This is a genomic window from Streptomyces anandii JCM 4720, from assembly GCF_014650655.1.
Lineage (GTDB): Bacteria > Actinomycetota > Actinomycetes > Streptomycetales > Streptomycetaceae > Streptomyces > Streptomyces anandii.
In genome coordinates, this window is the sequence record NZ_BMVJ01000002.1 from 508872 (window position 1) to 509818 (window position 947).

The following is a 947-nucleotide window of genomic DNA, read 5'->3' on the forward strand; positions in this document are numbered from 1 at the left end:
GCGGCGCCACTCAACTCCTGCCGCTCCTCGGGCGCGGCGGCCGCGTGCGCGTCCATCCGCTCGGCCGCGAGGATCGCCGCCGCCGTGTCCGCCCGGGAGGCGGCGACGACGAGCGCGCGTCCGGCGAGTGCGTGCGCCCGCCGGTGCAGCGCCCGTGTCCCGGTGCCGGGGGCCGCCGACGAGCGGGCGGGAGCCCTGCCTCCCCGCAGCCGGGCCACCTGCCCGGCGAGCCGCTCGGCCGCCGCGTCCAGGTCGGCGGAGGGGGCCAGTGCGCGCAGCTCGTCGGTGACGGCGAGCAGCGCCGCGAGATGGCCCGCGAGCTGGATGTCCAGCTCCTCCTCGCGGGATCGGTGGGGGAAGTCGGGGGTGGTGCCGGCCATCGTGGTGTGGACCGACTGGGTGCGGATCGGTTCGTACATGGGATGGCCTCCTGTGCGCTGACAGAAGGCATCCTAGCTTAGAACCCGTCTAAAGTTGAGCCGGTTCGCGGAACCGGCCCGTAACCGCACTGTCGGTGATCCGTACGGCGTCGGTGGTGCCGCGGTTCAGGCCTGGCCGTAACCGTCCAGGAAGTTGCCGATGCGGCTCACCGCGTCGCGCAGGTCCCCGACCGTGGGCAGGGTGACGACGCGGAAGTGGTCCGGCTCGGGCCAGTTGAAGCCGGTGCCCTGCACGACCATGATCTTCTCGCGGCGCAGCAGGTCGAGCACCATGCGGCGGTCGTCCTTGATCTTGAAGACCTTGGGGTCGAGGCGGGGGAAGAGGTAGAGCGCCCCCCGGGGCCGAACGCACGTCACGCCCGGGATCTGCGTGAGCAGTTCGTAGGCGACGTCCAGTTGCTCCTTCAGCCGTCCGCCGGGCAGCACCAGGTCGTTGATGGTCTGCCGCCCGCTGAGCGCGGCGACCACGCCGTGCTGGCCCGGCATGTTGGCGCACAGGCGCATGTT

General features: G+C 72.3%; 2 protein-coding genes. Both read right to left on the bottom strand.

Features of this window, described 5'->3' with window-relative positions; genetic code table 11:
• Positions 1-419, bottom strand: a 419-nt coding sequence (locus tag IE249_RS05490) for an SCO4983 family protein (RefSeq protein WP_189703591.1), incomplete at its 3' end; no start/stop codon positions are given.
• 126 nt (positions 420-545) lie between these two features.
• Positions 546-947 (bottom strand): aminotransferase class I/II-fold pyridoxal phosphate-dependent enzyme (locus tag IE249_RS36345; RefSeq protein ID WP_229857572.1); only part of this gene is annotated, 402 nt, incomplete at its 5' end.